This window comes from Alsobacter sp. R-9 (assembly GCF_054612375.1).
Window position 1 is genome coordinate 1 of record NZ_JBTSWJ010000025.1, and the last position, 15,243, is coordinate 15,243.

Below are 15,243 nucleotides of genomic sequence, written 5' to 3' on the forward strand. Positions count from 1 at the left end.
GAGCGTCGGACAAAAGCAAACTCCCCGGTCCATTGCTGGAGCCGGGGAGTCAATTGTCGGTGGTTGCGGGGACGCGAAACCACCTTTACCGAACCGTCGTCCGGCAAAACACTCCTGAAGGCGCCGGGGTCCAGCCTCCATAAGGCTATTGATAATGTATTCGTTAGAAGATCGATTTATTTGAGCCCCGCATGCCCTAGTCAAATGCGAAGGACCTGGTTCATCATCGCCATCATTTGCTGCTCGTTGGCCATGTTTTTTTGGAATGGCATCTGGCGGTAGGACTGCCAGTATTGCAGATTGTCGGGTCGGCGTAGATCCAAATGGGCTGGCCATTGCTCGTCTGCTGGACGAACCGGTGCGGCGGCAGCGTCCGCATGGCGGCGATCTTTAGCGGAGTGTCGGCAGGCCGCACCTGGAAGCCAGCGGCAGGCAGCTTGTTCTCCTTGTCCTGCACAGGCGTCTGGCACGCGGCGGTGGCGAAGAGGATCAGACCGAGGACAACCGGCGGCAGCGCCTTCATGGGCTGGGCCCGGTGCCAGGCCTCGGTTGCACGGCGGAACGCTGGTACCGGGAGGCGGCCCGGCCTGACGGCGGTTCACCGCACCGGGATGAGGACCTCGTTTCGGCGCAGGAAGGGCAACGTCCATGGTGGGTCGTAATAGGCGAAGACGGCAGGGCCGGACGGCGCGAGCTTGCGTGCCGCCGTCCAGGCGCGCAGCTGCCGCTCGTGGTCGGCAAGCGAGGCGTCCGTGGCGAAGCCAGAGAAACGCACTGCAGCGATCCGGCGGCCGGGCACCTCTGCCAGCCGGATGCGCGCGTCCTTCGGCTTGGGCAGCGTCGCGAGCCGTGAGCCCGCCGGCATGATGAAGCGGATCGTCCAGGTGCCCTTGCCACCTTCCTGCGTGACGGGTGCGGTCATCGCGATGCGTTGGCCCGCCTCCTGCGTCACGGGCGCCGTCATGGCGATCGACGTTCCCGGCAGGTTGGCGCCGAAGATGTAGGCGGCAAGGAGGCGGAAGCCGACATTGACGGCCTCGTTCCGATCGCCGGCCGCGCTCACTTCTGCCACGACCGTGGGTTCGTAGGCCCGCAGCTCGAACATGCCGGGCTCGCGGACCACGCGGTACCGGGCCTGTTCTGTCTCGGCCTTGACACCCATCACCGATCCCAGCAGCGCGATGGCGGCGCCGACGGCGCGAGCGATCCTCATCGGGTGACGTCCATCATCCTCGTCTCGGAGACGCTGGCAACCCGCGGATCGTTCCGCGGGTTCCGAGGGCGGCCCGGTGAAGCGCTTGCCCCTCCGCCCCGGAGCGATCCGTCCCCCTACCTCGAGCTTGGCAGGATACGAATTCAGCAGAACGGCCATGTCGACTTGGTCACACCAGGACGATCGGGAGCCGGAAAGGGACGGGCATCAGCGGATGCCTGTCCTGTCGCCGTCGTCCGTGTTCAGGCCTTGACGACCGCCGGAGGCTTCCACGAACCGTCGATGATCGAAGGGTCCTTCTCGTTCGGCCAGTAGAGGCGGAGCATCAGGTGGAACTTGCCCTTCGGCGCGGGCAGCCAGTTGGCCTGCTTGTCTGGGCCAGGGTCCTCGTTCTGGATGTAGATCGTCAGCGAGCCGTCCGGGTCGATCTTCGGATTGGTCCGCAGGCTCATCGAGTAGCGGTTGATCGGGTTGGCGATGAAGAAGAAATTCTCGTCGTACATGGTCAGCGACCAGAAGCCGCGGACCGGTGGCAACTGGCCCTTCCTGAAGCGCATGACGTACTTGTTCTTGCCGTCGTAGCTCTCGAGGATCGAGGGCTTCAGGGACGTGGGGTAGACGGCGTCCTGTGGGCGATTGGCCCCTAGACCGATCGCCGTGATCAACGCGCGCTGCAGGTAGTTGGTGCCATAGGTGCCGGCTTTGGTGGTGTAGGCCCAGCCGTTTGCCTTTGTCAGATCACCCGATTTGAAGTGGAGCATGATGCGGGCAAAGGACAGTTCGGGTAAGCGCTTGTCCCACCGCCGATCGACGAACTGCGGATCGAAGCTCTTCCCGGGCACGAGGCCGATCTTCGCGAACCGCGTCAGCGCAGGCGCGTCGGCCGCAGCCGGCGGGTTCTTCTTCATGAGTTCCGCGAGCAGCGTGAAGTACTCGGCTGCGGTCATCCGGTTCACCTGATCGCGGACGGCGGTCTTCATGTCGACGGAGGGGTCGACCTTGACCGGCGGCGTGTAGCTCCCGCCCCATGTCGACAGTGGCTGCAGCTTGAACTGGTCCTGGAGAGCGTGGACCTCCGCGTAATCCTCCTTCGTCCCGGTGCAGTAGATGCGGCCGAGCAGCCAGACGAGACCGGTGGGTGAGGCCAGTTGCACCATGCCATCCGGCACCTTGCCCTTCCAGCCGGGGCCGGTGACGAGGAACGTCTTCGGGCCCGTGCCCGTCGTGCGCTTCCCGGGCACCTGGAAGACGTCGGTCCAGCCGCTCAGGAACGGCAGAAGGAAGTAGCGGCCCTTCATGTCCGGCTGCTGGAGGACCCAGGGCTCGTCCGAAACGTCGAAGAACGCCGTGGTGTAGAGAGTGTCCGCGTTCGGCGCGGTGACGTCGCGGAAGGTTGCGTCGGGATACTGGCGCAGCTTGATCAGCGTGCCCATGGGCGCGCGTGTCCCTTCCGCCTTGTCCACGTTGGAGACGATGCGCCTGGTCATCTCCATGGTGACGAGCGGATAGCCGTAGACGTAGGCGTCGGAAGCGATGGCGAAGTCTTCTCCCGCCTCGACAACGGCAGCGAAAGGATCGTCGAAGGCTCGTGCGGCGCCTGCCGAAAGTGCCGTCGCCGACAGCCAGGTGAGGTGACCGAGGGTCTCGCGGCGAGAAAGGGTCATTCGAATTTCCCCTGTGTTGAAGGTGCTTTCTGGACGACCGCCTAGTGCGTCTTGGCTGCAGATTACGGCGCCTTCCAAGCCGACGTTCGCCTATAGAGGCCATCCATACCAACTTGGCCGCGGCAAATCACGAGGGCTCTCCCTGCCGGGGCATCCAACGGTCAAGCGTTCATCGAAAACCCGAACTGCTGTTTCCAGGCTAAGTGTCTGAACGCCCGCCGGGTCATGCGGCGAGAGGACGCGGGCCGAAAGCTGGGGCATCGAAGCCGGCGCCAGCACGAGTCCCTCGGCCGCCGCCCTTGGAAAGAACCCGGCCAGGCGGTCCGGAAATGGGGAACAGATCCGAGGTCTGGCCCTCCTGTGGAAAAAACAGTCCAAAACTCGCTTCATCTCCACATGAACATCATCGCAACACATTTAACGTTCATAAGAACGGATGAATATTTTTGGAAAACTCACAATTCCCAACGCGTGGCTGAAGCTCGCCAACGCGCAACTCAATCGACTCTCGGCAATCGATCTCAAGTATGAGCGACTGACGGTCGCTTTGCGCGGACGGTCCAATGGTGACGACGGTGGGCCGGAAAAACGATTGAGGGAACGGCATGTTCGTGAGCGCAAGCAGGACGAGACCGCCTACACGGTGAGCCACGAACGGATGTCCAACTTCATCTTGAACGATCTCACGTCGACGGCGCCGGCTGAACCGAGGAAGACCAGCCGACGGCACGAATCTGGATCCATCCAACCGACCTTGCTTGAGGAGCCAACATGACCCACCGCCGCATGACCGACCTCAAGGCCCTGGCCAACGGCCACTTCAAGAGCCCTGCCCAAAAGGTCACTACTCTGATCGCCATGGAGAGTGCGTCCGAAGAAGCACGCGCGAGGACCGAGAACCTCAGGCTTCTCCGGATGTCGCATGACGGGCCGGGCGATCGATTTCCCCCGTCCTCAAGTGCGGGTCGTTGACCGGGCCGTTCAAGCCCGGACATCCGGCATCCGAAAGCGTCAGTCTGTTGTCCGGCGATGCCGTCCCGGTCTCTTCGGATCGCCAACGCCGCCACGGACGATGCGCCGGCTTTCGCCTCAGGTAGCGGCCGCCGCTCAGGCTTGTGTTGCCTGAGGCCCGCCTTAGTCACGTTGCCCATGGTCCTGGTGTCCCCGAAGGGGTCGACGGCCGGCGATGCAACGTCCGCGCTGGACCATCCCGGAAGACCCGCCGACGGTAGCCGTCTCGCCTCCCTTCATGGCCACTGACATCTGCAACCCGCCATGATGCGGGAGATGTGGGCGCGCGGCGGTGACGAGCTCCCACCCTTCGTCAGGGCAGCCCTTGGGACAAGCCGTACCTGCCGCTGCGAGTGGGGAAAGCTCTGAGAACGGCTTGTCTCCTACTGGACCGGTCGAGTGTCCATACCTGATTTATTTTATCATCAGGACAGAAATATTTCGACGTCGAATGATATCGTGCCGAACTTAATTCGAACACCATCTTCGCCTAATGAAATTGAGCCATAGGAGGTCAAGATGATCATTTATTTGCTTTCGCTTTTCAGAAAAGACGCCGCATCAAGAGCGCGGAGCGCGCTGTCGCGTTTGGCGGAAATCGACATGCGCTACGAGAGGCGCATGCTGCGCATCGCGCCGGGGCCCATGCGCAATCGCGTGTCGCCGCTGCGCCTGATTGAACACACGCACATGCGGGAGCGCCTGCGTTTTGAGTTCGATGATGGGAAATAGCCTCAGGAGAGTATGCCCTGCCCAGGTCGGGTCCAACGCTCCACGTTCTCTCTCTTGAGACCCACTGGCCAGACGATGCCATGACGATGAAGATCCGGATCGGATACAAGATCTCTTACGAATGCTCGCAGCGAACACCGATGCTGCTGATGCTGCGCATTCATCCGTCTCACGAGAACGACCTTGCTTTTCCCGACACCATGACGACATCGCCAACGGTACCGGTGCAGACATACATCGATGGCTTCGGCAATCTGTGCAGCCGCATCACGGCACCGCCCGGCATCATCACGCTCACGACAAACTCGGAGATCGTCTCGTCGCCGCTACAGGACCTGACCATGCCCGAAGCGCGGCAGGTCGACGTTGATAGGCTCCCCAGCGAGTTGCTGGTGTTTCTGCTCGGCAGTCGCTACTGCGAAACAGACAAACTCTCGCAGATCGCGTGGTCGCTCTTCGGAGCAACGAGGCCGGGCTGGTCCCGGGTCCAGGCGATCTGCGACTTCGTCCATGGGCACATCCAGTTCGATTACATGGCCGCGCGATCGACGAAGTCGGCCTACGATGTCTATCTGGAAAGGACGGGCGTCTGTCGCGACTTCGCCCATCTCGCCGTCTCCTTCTGTCGCTGCATGAACATTCCGGCCCGCTATTGCACCGGCTACCTTGGCGACATCGGCGTGCCTGCCGATCCCGAACCGATGGATTTCAGCGCCTGGTTCGAGGCCTATCTCGACGGTCGCTGGTACATCTTCGATGCACGCCACAACATGCCGAGGGTGGGCCGGATCCTGATGGCGAGAGGTCGCGATGCGGCCGACGTCCCGCTGACCAACAGCTTCGGCGAGGTCGTGTTGAGGCACTTCGAAGTCTGGACGACCCAGAGTGCCTGACTTGGTCTGTCGCGTGTCGGGGCCTAGACGAGACGCAGCGCCGACCTTGCTGTTTAGGCTCAATTCCTTCCTGAGGGACAAACCGGCGAGACCGACGGGATGATGACGCCGTTGGCCTGCGCGTAGTCCTTCCACGCCTTCAGGAGGTCGTTTCTCACGGCCGGTGCGCTGGCGGCGAGGTCGCGCGTTTCGCCCGGATCCCTGGCTAGGTCGAAGAGCTGCCACTCTCCGGTCCCCGCGGGCCGGCACATCCACAGCAGCTTCCAGTCGCCCCGGCGGACGAACCGGTTGCCGAAGAGCTCGCCGGCAATCCATTCGCCCCGTCCCCGGACGGCGCGGCGGCTTCCGTCGAGCACCGGCTGCAGGGAGCGACCCTGCAGGGGCAGCACCGGACGCCCCTCGACCGTCGCGGGATGCGCGACGTTTGCCGCTCGGAGGATGGTCGCCGGCACGTCCGTGACGTGGGACAGCGCGCCCGAGATGCGGCCCCCGGCCGAGACGCCCGGGCCGGCGACGATCATCGGGGCCCGGATGCCGCCCTCCGACTCGTAGCCCTTGAACATCCGGAAGGGACCCGCGCTGACCTGCGCCCAAGCGGGGCCGTACTGGATGAAGGTGCCCTTCTTGCCCCAGTCCTCGAAGCGGCTGTTGTCCCACGGCGCGCCGATGCGCTCGGCCGCGGACGTGCCCTCGGGGCCGTTGTCGGACAGCACGATGAAGAGCGTGTCCTCGTAGAGGTTGCGCTCCTGCAGGTAGCGCACGAGCCGGCCCACGTTCCAGTCGAGGTGCTCCAGCATCGCCGCGTAGAGTTCCATGCGACGCGCCGACTGCTTCCTTTCCTCTGGCGTGAGGGCCGTCCAAGCCGGGATGGACGGCAGCCGCGGGAAGACGGTCGCGTCCTGCGGCAGCAGCGCCAGCCGCTTCATCCGCTCGATGCGGGCGGCCCTCGTGGCGTCGTAGCCCTGGTCGTACCGGCCCCGGTACTTGTCCAGCCAGTCGAGCGGCAGCTGGAAGGGGTCGTGCGGCGCCTGGAAGGCGAGGTAAGCGAAGAACGGCTTCCCGTCCGCGCGCTGCTCCTCGATGTTGCCGATGATGGCGTCCGTGTAGTCGACGCTGGAGTGGAAGCCCGGCCGCAGCTCGGTCAGGACCTTTCCGTTGCGCGTGTAGAGCTGCTTCTCGCCCCTGGCGCCCCACATGTCGTCGAAGTGGCTGCCGCCGCCGGGGATCAGCGTGAGGTCGCGCTCGAACCCTCGTGCCGCCGGGAACTGGTCGGGCTCCTCGCCCATGTGCCACTTGCCGGCCATGTAGGTGTGGTAGCCGGACTGCCTCAGCAGGGCGGCGACCGGCGCCACCCGCTGGTTCAAATGGCCTTCGTAGCCGGGCCGCCCCTTCTGGTTGGGGGCCATGAACTCCGCCATGTTGCCCAGTCCGGCGAGATGGTTGTCGACCCCGGTCAGCAGCATCGAGCGCGTCGGCGAACAGGTGGGGCCGACGTAGAAGTTCGAGAAGCGGACCCCAACCGCCGCCAGCGCGTCGATGCTGGGCGTGGCGATCTCGCCGCCGAAGGAGCCGAAATCCGCGTAGCCCGCGTCGTCCGCAACGATCAGCACGATGTTGGGCCGCTTCGGCTGCGCCGCCGCGTGGGGCGCGTGACCCAAGGTGGCGAGAGCGGCCGCCCCGAGAAGGCAGCTCGCGAGCCGCCATGCCGTCCGGACCGCCCCGAGCTTTTTCAGGCCCCCCGACAAGTCTCGCCTCCCTGATGCACACGATGGCTGAGTCGCCCCCACGGTTCCTGACGCGCCCAGGGCTGTAAATGAGTGACGGTACGTATGCCTACCGTCGCAGTTTTGTGCAGTCTGTTGCGTGATGGGCACGAACAGAGCGCGCGTCACGTTGTAGATTCGAAGCGGGTCAGAGGTTCCCGCGAAGGGTTGAGGGAGGCATGGGGATGCGGCGCATGAGCAGAACGGCAGTTGCATTTGCCGGCTTGCTGGCTTTGACGGCGCCATCCTGGGCCGCCGACCTTCCTGCGCCCCCTAAGGCGGCGACGGCTCCGGCGCCGGTCGCCGAGACCGGATGGACCTTCCGCGCGACCCCCTACGTCTGGTTCACCGCGCTCAACGGGAGCCAGACGATCAAGGGGCGCACGATGGACGTGAACGCCACGTTCCCGGACATCGTCAGCAGCACGATCGGCGACGGCGGCTCGCTCGTCGCGCTGATGATGGACATGGAGGCCCGCTACGGGAAGTTCGCCCTCCTCGCCGACGTGATCGCCGAGAGCATCACGCTGGACAAGTCCGGCTTCAAGACGCGCAGCGTCGTTCCCGGCGTCGCAGGCACGCTCGGCGCCGGCCTCGACATGAACTTCAAGATGGCCATAGTCGAGGCCGGGGGCGCGTACGAGGTGGGGCAGATCGGCCCGGTCGCCTTCGACCTGCTGGCAGGCGCCCGCTACTGGTATCAGAAGATCGACGCCACCATCGACGTGAACGGGACCGCGGATCTCGGCAACCTCGTCGTCGCGGGCAGCCGCGCCATCGCCCGGTCGGGCTCGGTCGACTGGGTCGACGCCTTCGCCGGCGCGCGGGCGCGCGTCTCCATCGCGCCCAACCAGCACATCGAGGTGCGTGGCGATCTCGGCGGCGGCGGCAGCAACTTCACCTGGAACGCCCTCGCCGCCTACGCCTACGACTTCACCACGAAGAACGGGATCACCTACTCCGGTGTGATCGGCTACAAAGCGCTCTACGTCGATTACACGCAGGGCGAGGGACGCAATCGTTATGCGTTCGACATGGTGCAGCACGGTCCCGTGCTCGGCCTCAGCATCAGGTTCTAACTGATTGGCGGGCCTATCGGCTCGACATTATCCGTCGAATTGCAAGACGAGGGACGCGAAGGATGTTCGAGAACAGCTAGCTCCGTCGGCGGGGGGGCTTGTGACTATGGGCGCTACCGGAAGCTTTCATTTTGAAGCGCAACCTCTCATATTCCGAATAAAAACGCACATAAAATAACCTATTATCATAATATTAAAAAAATTACTTCTCGTTCAACGCGCTTTGAATAACGGTGTTTATTAAAATGGAACAGGGCGCATGACTGACTTGATTTTATCTATATTGACACACAACTCTGAAGATAATTTTCCTTCCTTGCCAGGAATGGATACAAATACATTCAGCCCTGAATCGCATGCCACAACCACGACAGTCATATCGCTTCGCAATTTAGGATCATATATTCGGACAAGATCACCCGGAGCGATTTCTGAAACGGGGATAAACTGATAGGCAGACATAAATTTCGCCCTTCTTCCGTCAATGAAGTTAACGATTGAACGTTCCCGCTTCATGGAGAGAAATGTCTTGCGCCTCCATTTTGAATCGAACCTGAACATCGGAGTTTCAGATGATAGAGATTTTGGCTTCTGAGATTATTCCCATCCTTGAAGCGCCCAGCTGGGCTCTGCCGGGAGGAATTCGGTCAGGGCGGGCCATGAGCCGCTGACCGATGCAGGAGCGCGGTCGGGGGCTTGTTGCGGATCGCGCTAAGTGGGCGCTTCTCGTCGTAGTGCCTGCGCCCTCACCCCAATATCGGCGGATATCTACAAACGACATGAACCATTGGGCGTTGAAGCCTAAAGGGGGCGTTTCCGGCCATTTGCTCGGGGTAACTCCGAACCAGCGGCGGAAGGGCCGGACGAAGGCGCTATGCGTCGAATAGCCCAACGCAGTAGCAATCTCGCCGAGAGACAGGTTGGTGAGGACGAGCAATTCCGAGCCATGCTGAAGCGCATGGCGTCACGCTCGCTCGCGACGTCCAGGTCGTAGACGGTCGTGTTGTACTTGCCATGGCTGCGACACGGCGAGGTGCTCGGCGTGACCACCAGCGCGTCGGAAGCCGGAAGGCGTTCCTGCGTTCCCTTGCAGGCCGTGGCCTGCGCGGCATGAAGCTCGTCGTGGCTGACCGACCACACGGGACTGCGCTCGGCCGCGGCGAAGTTGTTCAGCGCCACCCACCGGAGGTGCCGCGTGCACTGGCTCAGGAATGCCCGGCCCATGTGATGCCCAAGCAACGCCCTGCGGCCGTGGCCATGCTGAGGACGAACTTCGCCCAGAACACCGCCGAGGCTGCTCACGCGCAATGGCGGCAGTTGCCCGATGCCCTGCAGGAGTGTTTCCCAAACTCGGCGAACTGATGGACGGCGCACGCGACGACGTGCTGGCCTACATGACCTTCTCACGGGAACACTCACGCCAGATTGCCTCAACGAGCCCGCTCCAGCGCTTTAACGACGAGATCAAGCGCAGGACCGACGTCATCGGCATCTTCCCGAACGACCGGTCCGTCGTTCGCCTGGTCGGAGCACTGATGCTGAAGCAGTGCGACGAATGGGCCGTCAGCCGCCGCTACATGAGCCTGGAGTCCCTCGCCGCACTGATGATCCCATTGCTAGGCTGTCCGCCGTGGCCGCCTGATCACCCTTGGACCCTGCCGAGCACCGGCGCTCCTACACCACCACTGGGTTCACAACCCCGGATAGCGCGCGTCGGTACCGCCTGCGCGGATAGTGGCAAATGAAGATGGATCAGCCGTTCCGGAAATCAGTGCCATCACGCTGGCAATGATCTGATCAGGGGTCATTGAATGCGTTCCGAGATGTTTGCGCATAGTCTAGCACCTGTGTTCACGCTAGCCGGAACGCGAAAAAGGTTCTCATCTGCGATCGGATTTCGTAATTCGACGAGGCGCGACAAGCCAAGAAAATTAGGCGCAGCCAGAAACGCAGGAAAAGGCGCCCATGACACCAGACAAGATCGTTACCTTCGTGCTGGCGCTGACCGCGCAGCAACCCGCCGACGGCTTGTTCCCTGTCATCGGCAAGGGAGGTTCCGATCCGCGGTTTCCGGTGGTTGCCGTCCCGTGCCCCCGCCCGCTGGCTCCCTTCGAGATCGAGGGGCGCACGGTGGCCTGCGGCAAGGTCAGTGTTCCGGAGGACCACACGAATCCGCAGGGCCGGCGGATCGACCTAGCCTTCATGATCTTCAAGTCGCGCTCGCTGTCCCCTGCCCCCGATGCTGTGGTGCACCTGCACGGCGGCCCGGGCGTGGGGATCATTGCCCGCACATCGCTGACCACGACATTCTTCGAGCATCTGCGGGCGCGGCGAGACGTCGTGGCCTTCGACCAGCGCGGCGTGGATGCCTCGGCCGCCGCGCAATCGCGCTGCTTCAACACGCTCGCCTCCGACCCCGAGGCAATGGTGAAGGCTACGCGCGGCATGGGCGACCGCGTGGCGCTGACACGCAAGATGACCCGCGCCTGCCTCGACGAGATCAAGGCTTCGGGTGCGGACATCACCAAGATCAACACCTGGCAGAACGCGCAGGACGTCAGCGCGGTCATGCGTACGCTGGGTTATCCCATCTACAACATCTACGGCATCTCCTATGGTACCAAGCTGGGCCAGGAGGTGATGCGCTCCGCACCGGATGGGCTGCGCTCCGTGGTGCTGGACTCGGTCGCTCCCGTGCAGGCGCGGATCTATGACACGCTGGCCCTGCCGCATGCCGAGGCGATCCAGTCGATCTTCGACACGTGCAAGGCCGATGCGAAATGCAATGAAGCCTATCCGAACCTCCAGCCCCGCTTCTGGTCGCTGTTCGCAAGACTCGAAAAGCAGCCGATCAAGACCCCGAAGGGCGACATCAACCCGGACGCGCTCTTCACGATCGTCGACGGCCGCAACAACTGGAAGGCCCAGCTTCAGGGGCTGACCGGCTATATTCCGAAGCTGGTGGCCGAACTCGAGGCCGGTGATCCCACCACCTTCCTGGCCATTGCCAGTGACCGTGTGCCGCCGCGCCCCACCCCCGAAAGCGCGCTGGCCGGGCTGAAGGGGCTCGATGCCGACACCATGGCCTTCGCCCAGACGGCGCTGCGGCTAGCGCAGGTGGGGACGTTGAACGACTCGCTGATTGAGACGGCGCTGACGCGGCTCGAAGCAGACCGAGCCGCCGCCACGCGCGGCACGAGGCTGGTGGATGAGTTCGACGGCGCACTGCTGGCGGCCGCACGGGCACTGCCCGACCAGGCGGGCCGCGTGGCCTTTTCCACCGACTACCTGCGCCTGCGCGCTGGCGGACCCTCGCGCGCGGCACTGGCCGCGATGCTGTCACGCCAGTTCACGGGCGGCACGCTGTCGCGGCTCGAGACGCTGGCGCGCATGCTGAACGACGATCAGGTGGCGCAGGTCTTCGCTCGCATCGGCGCCGACAACAGCGCGCTGGACCGGGTGCTGCTCGAAGGCTTCCAGACCAACATGTTCGCCTGCCAGGAGGACATGGACATCAACTCGCCCGAAAGCGCCGCCAAGGTCAGCGCCCGGCTTCAGGCCGAATATGGCTGGCCCAATAGCCTGACCGACGTTTACGAGAGCGCTCTCAACGCCACCTTCTTCGACCTGTGCAAGGAGTTCACGCCGCAGCCCCGGCCCGGTTTCCACGATCCCGTCACAGCACCGATCCCCACGCTGGTCCTGCAGGGCGCGTTCGACACGCAGACCGCACCGAGCTGGGGCGCACTGATGGTGTCCTCGCTGCCGAAGGGGCGGCTGGTGTTCCTGCCGGAGTCCGGCCACGGCACCCTCGCCTTCTCGCAATGTGCCAAGGACATCGGCTCCGCATTCCTCGAAAATCCGGAAGCGCCTCTGGACTCGTCCTGCGCCGCAGCGCTGACGCCGGCCTTCCTCCTGCCGGACGGGACATGGTCCCGATGAAACTGACGGCCCTCGCTGCCCTTGCCGTCTATGTGATCTGGCAGGCGATCAACACCGGCATCCAGGTTGCGGGCACTCGTCCGGACCCGATCGACCTTCTCGACCTCGTGCAGCACGGCATCTCGCCGTCCATCGCCGAAGCCGGATTGTTCCTGCTGGTGGTGGTGGTGCTGTTGCGCTGGGTGCGCGAGGTGGGCCTTGCCCAGGGCCCGCAGCGCGGAAGCCTGCGGGTGATCTGGCCCTGGCTCATCTTCCTGGCCCTGTTTGTGGCGAGCGCCCTCAATGCCGGATTGCCGCCCGCCAGCGTCACCCTGTTCATCCTCGCCAACACGATGCTCGTCGGCTGGTCGGAGGAGGTCATGTTCCGCGGCCTCTGGCTGCGCGGCCTGCATCGCAGCTTCGGCATCTGGGTGGCGATCCTCGGGTCATCGCTGATCTTCGGGGCGATGCACGTGCTGAATGTGCTCCTGACTGGCGACCTTGAGGGTGCCGTGGTCCAGGCAACCGCGGCGTTCCTGTCAGGCGTCTTCCTGGCGGCGGTCAGATTGCGGACGGGCTCACTGTGGACGGGCATCGTGCTGCACGGCTTGTGGGATTGCGGGACCTTTCTGGTGGCGGCAGGCGCCACGGCCACGGCCGCCGGCGCCAACGCCATGGGAGAGTTCGGCAGCGTCGTCTTGAGTATCCCGCTGTTCCTGCTTGGCCTGTTCTTCCTGCGCAACGCTGGCCGCGACTACGGAAAGGACTATGCGTGATGCGTGCTTTGATTTTCGCCGCGGCCTTGCTGGCCGCAGCCCCCGCATCGGCGGGTGACATTCCGGGCAGGCCCTCGAGCGACCCCAACCCCGTCGTGCGGATCGATGGCGATACGCTGACCTATATCGGCGGCATCAATGCGGCTGGCCTCGATGCCCTGAGCGAGGCGGTGCGCCACCTGCCGCGCGGGCAGGTCATGAAGATGGTAGTCAATTCCGGTGGCGGCGACACCAAGGCCGGCATCTACATCGGCTCGATCGTCGCCGATCTTAAGCCGGACCTGACCATCGAGACCGGCTGCTTTTCCTACTGCGCCAATTTCGTCGCGCCGGCAGCCGCTAGTATCAACTCTTCGGGCTCTTTGGCCAATTCGGCATCTCGGACGGCAACCCCAACCGGCTATACTGGTCGGCCCTCGTGGGCATAGGCGGCACTGGATTAATTCCGGGCCGGAGCCGTGACAACTGGGGAATCGGTCTTTACTACAATGCGCCGAGCCGGGATTTGCAGAAGGCCCTTTCGCCCCCTCTGACGATCAGAGACGAACAACGGGTGGAAATATTTCACAACTACGAAGCGACACGGTGGCTCATATGGACGCCAACCTGCAGATTATCAATCCAATTCTATAAAAAATGACACCGCTGTCCTTTTCGGGCTCCGTTCCGTCACAAGGTTCTAGATGTTTGATGCCGGGTTTTGATGGTGCATTGTCGTCGGCGGCAGCGAGGGATGCGCTATGGGCCTGAAGTGCTCCCCGTCCTTGGCTAGCCCTGGCTGGGCTCTTCCAAGGGGGTATTGGGTCAGGGTGTGCCATGTGCCGCTGACCGATTTAGGAGTGCGATCGGAGACTTGCAACCGATCGCGCTGTGTGGGTGCTCCTCGTCGTGGAGCCTGAACCCGCGCCCATTTCTCGGCGGGCATCTTCAAGCGATATGAACCAGTGGGCGTTGATCATGTAGCCATGCCCCAGCCGAATTCCGCTTTGCTCGACAGGCTCCGAGCCAATATCGCCACCTACCGTCGCCGGGTAGCGCTCCAGCCCGACCGTGCCCAGCGCGTCGCCGCGTTGGAGTTCCTCCTGAAGCACCTCGGCGAACTATCCGCATGGCTGCGGAAGAACCCCTCGTCTGCGAAGGCGGCCCTGTCAGACGGGTTCCTGCCGCTGCTGGGACTGCTGCTGTCACCCTACGGGATGGAGCGGCTGCTGGGATCGATCGGTTGGAGCGTCGACGAGCGCGCCATTGAGGATGCGGTGGCCCGGCGCGGACGAGGCGACGCGATGACGTTCGACCGCCTCACGCACGTGACCCGCCAGTCGGTCGCCGTTCAGGCGGGACCGACTCTCCTCGTCAAGCTGATCGAGACGCTGCGTGGGCCTCTGGAGCAGGCGCTGCGGATGGAGAAGCGGCACAAGGGCGGCCGCCCGCAAGATGTCGAGCGGAACTACGTCGTCGACACGCTGGCCGGCGCGTGGGAGACGCAGCACGGGACCCCGGCGCCAAGCGGCAAGACGGGACCCTTCTACGAGCAGTGCCATCAGGTGCTCGTCGAACTGGACCTGAACACCGACGGCCTTGCGGACTGCATCCGCAGGACCATGCGCCGACGGCGCGGCGAACAGGCACGAGCGCGGCAAAACCCCCGCTGATTATCGTCGGGGTTTTGCCGTCCAAGGCTGGCGCCTGACGGCCCACCTTGGCCGTCATGAAGCGACGGCCTCATCACCAGCGGGACACGCCGGTCCCCTCCCCGAGCACTCCCGGCCAGACGGCCCTCGTCGGCCTCGCGCGCCTCCTGGCGCGGGCGGCGGCGCGTGAACTGTGGGACGGGGGTCGTGAGACGAAGCCCGTCGCGGTCGAGCCGAAGACGGAGACCGACGATGCGTAACCCCGGTGCTGGCGCCCGCCAGTCCAATGCCACCCCTGGCAACACGAGGTCCTCGCTGCCCACGCTGCTGACCGTCACCGACGTCGCGGAGGTGCTCAGGGTGAGCACACGCACGGTCCGGCGACTGATCAAGTCCGGGGCGCTGGCCAGCGTGACGGTGGGTCGGTCCGTCCGCGTCCGCGCGGAGGATCTGGCGGCGCTGACGCGGCCCCGGTGACAGTAGCGGACGGGAGCGGACAATCATGAGCAGATGCAATCACTTCGTGTCAGCTCGTTATTACATAGCGCACAAAACCGGAT

15 protein-coding genes and 2 pseudogenes are annotated in these 15,243 nt (G+C 63.9%); 12 read left to right on the forward strand and 5 right to left on the reverse strand.

The window, feature by feature from the left end; translation table 11 throughout:
• Nucleotides 1-232: 232 nt before the first annotated feature.
• From ACX9GQ_RS24140 to ACX9GQ_RS24150, 3 genes are all read right to left on the reverse strand, one after another.
• Nucleotides 233-523 carry a hypothetical protein gene (locus ACX9GQ_RS24140; RefSeq protein WP_459632170.1) on the reverse strand — a complete coding sequence of 97 codons (291 nt, stop codon included), beginning with the start codon at nucleotides 521-523 and terminating at the stop codon, nucleotides 233-235.
• Between the two features lie 75 nt (nucleotides 524-598).
• The gene (locus ACX9GQ_RS24145) at nucleotides 599-1,213 is read right to left on the reverse strand and encodes an SOUL family heme-binding protein (RefSeq protein WP_459632171.1); all 615 of its coding nucleotides are present in this window, start codon (nucleotides 1,211-1,213) and stop codon (nucleotides 599-601) included.
• A 242-nt stretch (nucleotides 1,214-1,455) separates the two neighbouring features.
• A complete protein-coding gene (locus ACX9GQ_RS24150; RefSeq protein WP_459632172.1) occupies nucleotides 1,456-2,877 on the reverse strand; it encodes a DUF1254 domain-containing protein in 1,422 nt (473 codons plus the stop codon).
• A gap of 436 nt (nucleotides 2,878-3,313) precedes the next feature.
• On the opposite strand from ACX9GQ_RS24150, the gene ACX9GQ_RS24155 reads away from it, so the two are divergent.
• The 4 genes from ACX9GQ_RS24155 (at nucleotide 3,314) to ACX9GQ_RS24170 (ending at nucleotide 5,513) form a co-directional block, all read left to right on the forward strand.
• Nucleotides 3,314-3,652: a hypothetical protein gene (locus ACX9GQ_RS24155; RefSeq protein WP_459632173.1), complete on the forward strand. Its 339-nt coding sequence runs from the start codon at nucleotides 3,314-3,316 to the stop codon at nucleotides 3,650-3,652.
• Nucleotides 3,649-3,849: a hypothetical protein gene (locus tag ACX9GQ_RS24160; protein ID WP_459632174.1), complete on the forward strand. Its 201-nt coding sequence runs from the start codon at nucleotides 3,649-3,651 to the stop codon at nucleotides 3,847-3,849. The genes ACX9GQ_RS24155 and ACX9GQ_RS24160 overlap by 4 nt, the downstream gene beginning before the upstream one ends.
• 558 nt (nucleotides 3,850-4,407) lie before the next feature.
• Nucleotides 4,408-4,620 (forward strand): hypothetical protein, encoded by a 213-nt coding sequence (locus ACX9GQ_RS24165; protein WP_459632175.1) that lies wholly within the window; start codon nucleotides 4,408-4,410, stop codon nucleotides 4,618-4,620.
• Between the two features lie 86 nt (nucleotides 4,621-4,706).
• Nucleotides 4,707-5,513, forward strand: a complete 807-nt coding sequence (locus ACX9GQ_RS24170) for a transglutaminase-like domain-containing protein (RefSeq protein WP_459632194.1) — start codon at nucleotides 4,707-4,709, stop codon at nucleotides 5,511-5,513.
• Between the two features lie 59 nt (nucleotides 5,514-5,572).
• Here ACX9GQ_RS24170 and ACX9GQ_RS24175 read toward each other — a convergent pair whose 3' ends face one another.
• Entirely contained in the window at nucleotides 5,573-7,258 is a 1,686-nt protein-coding gene (locus ACX9GQ_RS24175; RefSeq protein ID WP_459632176.1) for an arylsulfatase, read from the reverse strand.
• A 212-nt stretch (nucleotides 7,259-7,470) separates the two neighbouring features.
• Between ACX9GQ_RS24175 and ACX9GQ_RS24180 the strand changes: the two genes are divergently transcribed.
• Nucleotides 7,471-8,355: a hypothetical protein gene (locus ACX9GQ_RS24180; RefSeq protein WP_459632177.1), complete on the forward strand. Its 885-nt coding sequence runs from the start codon at nucleotides 7,471-7,473 to the stop codon at nucleotides 8,353-8,355.
• A gap of 568 nt (nucleotides 8,356-8,923) precedes the next feature.
• Here the strand turns inward: ACX9GQ_RS24180 and ACX9GQ_RS24185 are convergent.
• Nucleotides 8,924-9,301 (reverse strand): annotated as a pseudogene (locus tag ACX9GQ_RS24185) (helix-turn-helix domain-containing protein); the annotation flags it as partial.
• Nucleotides 9,302-9,465: 164 nt separating this feature from the next.
• On the opposite strand from ACX9GQ_RS24185, the pseudogene ACX9GQ_RS24190 reads away from it, so the two are divergent.
• The 7 genes and pseudogenes from ACX9GQ_RS24190 (at nucleotide 9,466) to ACX9GQ_RS24220 (ending at nucleotide 15,160) form a co-directional block, all read left to right on the forward strand.
• Nucleotides 9,466-10,100 (forward strand): annotated as a pseudogene (locus ACX9GQ_RS24190) (transposase).
• 220 nt (nucleotides 10,101-10,320) lie between these two features.
• Entirely contained in the window at nucleotides 10,321-12,297 is a 1,977-nt protein-coding gene (locus tag ACX9GQ_RS24195; protein WP_459632178.1) for an alpha/beta hydrolase, read from the forward strand.
• Nucleotides 12,294-13,052 (forward strand): CPBP family intramembrane glutamic endopeptidase, encoded by a 759-nt coding sequence (locus ACX9GQ_RS24200; RefSeq protein ID WP_459632179.1) that lies wholly within the window; start codon nucleotides 12,294-12,296, stop codon nucleotides 13,050-13,052. Before ACX9GQ_RS24195 ends, ACX9GQ_RS24200 begins: the two co-directional genes overlap by 4 nt.
• On the forward strand, nucleotides 13,052-13,480 hold the full coding sequence (locus tag ACX9GQ_RS24205) for a hypothetical protein (RefSeq protein WP_459632180.1): 429 nt from the start codon (nucleotides 13,052-13,054) through the stop codon (nucleotides 13,478-13,480). The genes ACX9GQ_RS24200 and ACX9GQ_RS24205 overlap by 1 nt, the downstream gene beginning before the upstream one ends.
• Nucleotides 13,429-13,692 (forward strand): carbohydrate porin, encoded by a 264-nt coding sequence (locus ACX9GQ_RS24210; RefSeq protein ID WP_459632195.1) that lies wholly within the window; start codon nucleotides 13,429-13,431, stop codon nucleotides 13,690-13,692. Before ACX9GQ_RS24205 ends, ACX9GQ_RS24210 begins: the two co-directional genes overlap by 52 nt.
• 325 nt (nucleotides 13,693-14,017) lie before the next feature.
• A complete protein-coding gene (locus ACX9GQ_RS24215) occupies nucleotides 14,018-14,704 on the forward strand; it encodes a hypothetical protein (RefSeq protein ID WP_459632181.1) in 687 nt (228 codons plus the stop codon).
• A gap of 231 nt (nucleotides 14,705-14,935) precedes the next feature.
• Entirely contained in the window at nucleotides 14,936-15,160 is a 225-nt protein-coding gene (locus ACX9GQ_RS24220; protein ID WP_459632182.1) for a helix-turn-helix domain-containing protein, read from the forward strand.
• The last annotated feature ends 83 nt before the right edge of the window (nucleotides 15,161-15,243 follow it).

What these genes read in the sequence shown, in the direction of transcription:
- ACX9GQ_RS24140 (WP_459632170.1), bottom strand. Translation starts at nt 523, where the DNA reads ATGAAGGCGCTGCCGCCGGTTGTCCTCGGTCTGATCCTCTTCGCCACC.
- ACX9GQ_RS24145 (WP_459632171.1), bottom strand. Translation starts at nt 1,213, where the DNA reads ATGAGGATCGCTCGCGCCGTCGGCGCCGCCATCGCGCTGCTGGGATCG.
- ACX9GQ_RS24150 (WP_459632172.1), bottom strand. Translation starts at nt 2,877, where the DNA reads ATGACCCTTTCTCGCCGCGAGACCCTCGGTCACCTCACCTGGCTGTCG.
- ACX9GQ_RS24155 (WP_459632173.1), top strand. Translation starts at nt 3,314, where the DNA reads ATGAATATTTTTGGAAAACTCACAATTCCCAACGCGTGGCTGAAGCTC.
- ACX9GQ_RS24160 (WP_459632174.1), top strand. Translation starts at nt 3,649, where the DNA reads ATGACCCACCGCCGCATGACCGACCTCAAGGCCCTGGCCAACGGCCAC.
- ACX9GQ_RS24165 (WP_459632175.1), top strand. Translation starts at nt 4,408, where the DNA reads ATGATCATTTATTTGCTTTCGCTTTTCAGAAAAGACGCCGCATCAAGA.
- ACX9GQ_RS24170 (WP_459632194.1), top strand. Translation starts at nt 4,707, where the DNA reads ATGAAGATCCGGATCGGATACAAGATCTCTTACGAATGCTCGCAGCGA.
- ACX9GQ_RS24180 (WP_459632177.1), top strand. Translation starts at nt 7,471, where the DNA reads ATGAGCAGAACGGCAGTTGCATTTGCCGGCTTGCTGGCTTTGACGGCG.
- ACX9GQ_RS24195 (WP_459632178.1), top strand. Translation starts at nt 10,321, where the DNA reads ATGACACCAGACAAGATCGTTACCTTCGTGCTGGCGCTGACCGCGCAG.
- ACX9GQ_RS24200 (WP_459632179.1), top strand. Translation starts at nt 12,294, where the DNA reads ATGAAACTGACGGCCCTCGCTGCCCTTGCCGTCTATGTGATCTGGCAG.
- ACX9GQ_RS24205 (WP_459632180.1), top strand. Translation starts at nt 13,052, where the DNA reads ATGCGTGCTTTGATTTTCGCCGCGGCCTTGCTGGCCGCAGCCCCCGCA.
- ACX9GQ_RS24215 (WP_459632181.1), top strand. Translation starts at nt 14,018, where the DNA reads ATGCCCCAGCCGAATTCCGCTTTGCTCGACAGGCTCCGAGCCAATATC.
- ACX9GQ_RS24220 (WP_459632182.1), top strand. Translation starts at nt 14,936, where the DNA reads ATGCGTAACCCCGGTGCTGGCGCCCGCCAGTCCAATGCCACCCCTGGC.